Source organism: Leucobacter sp. M11 (assembly GCF_035726885.1).
In the GTDB taxonomy this organism is placed as follows: domain Bacteria; phylum Actinomycetota; class Actinomycetes; order Actinomycetales; family Microbacteriaceae; genus JAPFRB01.
Window position 1 is genome coordinate 654,480 of record NZ_JAPFRB010000002.1, and the last position, 2,942, is coordinate 657,421.

Sequence of the window (2,942 nt, forward strand, 5' to 3'; positions counted from 1 at the left end):
GTCACGAGCATCAGGTCTCCGCCCGCGTCCCCGAAGCTGTGCTCGGCGATCACGGCGGCGTTCGCGTCGTTCGAGACGGAAACGGGCAGCCCGCTCGCGGCCTCGAGGATGTCCCGGAGGGGCTCGTCGCGCCAGGAGAGGTTCTGCGAGGCGAGCACGGTGCCGCGCCCGTCCACGATGCCCGGCGAGCCCACGCCGACGCCGAGCACGGGGCTCGTCGCGAGGGCGCTGAGCCGAGCGAGCAGCTCGGTCACGAGGCGCGTGGTCTCGTCGCCCGTGGCTCCCGCGAGCGGGACCTCGGCGCGGTCGATGATCGTCCCGTCCACGTCCAGGACGGCCCCGCGGAGCACGGCATCGTCGCTGAGGTCGATTCCGATGATCTGGAAGGCGTCCCGGTCGAGGTCGAGCACGGTTGCGGGCTTGCCGGGCCGCCCGGGTTCGCTCTGGCCGAGTTCGCGGATGAGCCCGTCGGCGATGAGGTCCGCGACGAGATCGGAGACGGTCACCTTCGTGAGCCCGGTCTGCCGGGACAGGTCTGCCCGGCTGCCCGGCCCCCCGCGGTAGATCGTCTGCAGGATGAGCGAGCGGTTGTGGCTGCGCCCGTGTCCGGGCAGCTGCTTCGTGCGCGCGCCGCGGTTTCGACCGGCGGTGAGCGGCGCCTCGCGCTGCCCCTCTGCCGTGCCGGTCCATCGTCGCACCTGTGCCTGGGTCATGTTTGTTAGTAAAGCTCACTAACTTACCGAAGCGCAAATATTTTGATCACATTTTTACAACGGCTCGGGGGCGCGTGGGCGCGACGCCCCCGATTCCGGTGCTTCCGCTTCCCTCCGAGCGGGTGCCATACTGGTGCCGAGCCCCCAACGGCGGGGGCCATTCCATTCACAACGGATCGTCCGGCACGTCCCTGCCGGTGAAGGAGTTACGAACATGGCACGCGTCACGTTTGCGGGAGCCTCCCGTATTTTTCCGAACACCGACCGCCCCGCGGTCGACGCCCTGGACCTCGAGATCGAGGACGGCGAGTTCCTGGTTCTGGTCGGCCCCTCCGGCTGCGGCAAGTCCACTTCGCTCCGGATGCTCGCGGGCCTCGAGGAGGTCAACGGCGGCCGCATCCTGATCGACGGGCAGGACGTCACCCACGCGGCCCCCAAGGACCGCGACATCGCGATGGTCTTCCAGAACTACGCGCTCTACCCGCACATGACCGTGGCCGAGAACATGGGCTTCGCCCTGAAAATCGCCGGGGTCTCGAAGGAGGAGCGCGCCGAACGCGTGCTCGAGGCCGCGAAGCTGCTCGACCTCGAGCCCTACCTGGACCGCAAGCCGAAGGCGCTCTCGGGTGGCCAGCGCCAGCGCGTGGCGATGGGGCGCGCGATCGTGCGCCAGCCCCGCGTCTTCCTCATGGACGAGCCGCTCTCGAACCTGGACGCGAAGCTGCGCGTGCAGACCCGCACCCAGATCGCCTCGCTCCAGCGACGCCTCGGCGTCACCACGGTCTACGTGACCCACGACCAGGTCGAGGCCCTCACGATGGGCGACCGCATCGCGGTCCTCAAGGACGGGCTGCTCCAGCAGGTCGGCACCCCGCGCGAGCTCCTCGACGCCCCGGCGAACGTCTTCGTCGCTGGCTTCATCGGCTCACCCGCGATGAATCTCTTCCCCGGGGCCGCGACCGCGGACGGCATCACCTTCGGCTCCGCCGCGGTCCCGCAGGGGGACGTCACCGCGGCGGGGCTCGCCGCGGGGCACGCCCTGACGGTCGGCGTCCGGCCCGAGGATCTGCGCCTCGTGTCCCCCGAGGAGCCCGGGCTGGACCTCACGGTCGACCTCGTTGAGGAGCTCGGGGCCGACGGCTTCCTCTACGGCAGGGCCACGGTCGACGGTGCCGAGATCCCGCTCGCGGTCCGCGTGGACGGGCGGAACCACCCCGCCGCGGGCGACGCCGTGCGGGTCGTCCCGATCGCCGATCACGTGCATCTGTTCGACGCGGGCACGGGCGAGCGCATCCGCTAACGCCGCGCCGGGTTCCGGGGCCGCCCCCGGAACTCGGCGTCAGCGCGCGCTGCGCGGCTGAATCGCGGGCGGCGTGGGCCGACGGACTGGGCGCGAGTCGGTCGTGATCGCGAGCTGCACCCGGCGCAGCGGCACGTTTTCCAACAGCTCCACGCCGTTTCGGGTGCGGTGTTCCAGGGAGTAGCCGATCTTGCCCTGCCGGACGAGCCCGATGTGGTTCGGCTGGTTCGGGTTCCAGAGCAGCCACGTCGCTGCCCCGTTCAACCCCTTTCCGAGATAGGTGATCTCGATGGGTCGGCCGTTGATGACTTGGACAACGGGGACATTGCGTCGACTGGGAAGCTTGGCTTCGTCGCGGTTCCCCTGCAGGATCTCGCTCATAGGAGCGAGTCTACCGATCCCAGCTGGACATCGCACGGATCCGCGACGCCGGGGTTCGGCGCCCCACGATCCGCGCGAGGGGCCTAGGCCCCGGCGTAGAAGGCGAGGATCGCGCGTCCGAGCCCGTCGATGTCGTCGACGTGGCTGAGCTCGCGGGCCGAGTGCATCGAGAGGATGGGCACGCCGACGTCCACCGTGCGAATGCCGAGCCGGGTCGCCGTCAGCGGGCCGATCGTGGAGCCGCAGGGCACCCGGTTGTTCGAGACGAAGTCCTGGCTGGGCACCCCCGCGGCCGCGCAGGAGCGGGCCCAGAGCGCCGAGCCGTGCGCGTCGCTCGCGTAGCGCTGGTTGGCGTTCAGCTTGAGAATGGGGCCGCCGCCCGTGAGCGGGCGGTTCGCGGGGTCGTGCTTCTCTGGGTAGTTCGGGTGCACGGAGTGTCCGACGTCGGAGGAGACGCACCAGGAGGCGGCGAGCGCGCGGGCCAGGTCCTCGGTCCCGGCGCCCAGGCCGGCGAAGATCCGATCGAGCACCTCCTCCAGGAAGGGGCC

At 70.6% G+C, this 2,942-nt stretch carries 3 protein-coding genes and 1 pseudogene; 1 reads left to right on the forward strand and 3 read right to left on the reverse strand.

Features of this window, described 5'->3' with window-relative positions:
• On the reverse strand, positions 1-713 hold a 713-nt coding region (locus OOT08_RS07535), incomplete at its 3' end, for an ROK family transcriptional regulator (protein WP_325091986.1).
• 214 nt (positions 714-927) lie between these two features.
• On the opposite strand from OOT08_RS07535, the gene OOT08_RS07540 reads away from it, so the two are divergent.
• Complete coding sequence (locus OOT08_RS07540) at positions 928-2,013, forward strand: ABC transporter ATP-binding protein (protein WP_325091987.1); 1,086 nt, start codon at positions 928-930, stop codon at positions 2,011-2,013.
• 39 nt (positions 2,014-2,052) lie between these two features.
• Here the strand turns inward: OOT08_RS07540 and OOT08_RS07545 are convergent, their stop codons facing one another.
• Positions 2,053-2,394 carry a hypothetical protein gene (locus tag OOT08_RS07545; RefSeq protein WP_325091988.1) on the reverse strand — a complete coding sequence of 114 codons (342 nt, stop codon included), beginning with the start codon at positions 2,392-2,394 and terminating at the stop codon, positions 2,053-2,055.
• A gap of 83 nt (positions 2,395-2,477) precedes the next feature.
• Positions 2,478-2,942, reverse strand: a pseudogene (locus OOT08_RS07550) (M18 family aminopeptidase); the annotation flags it as partial.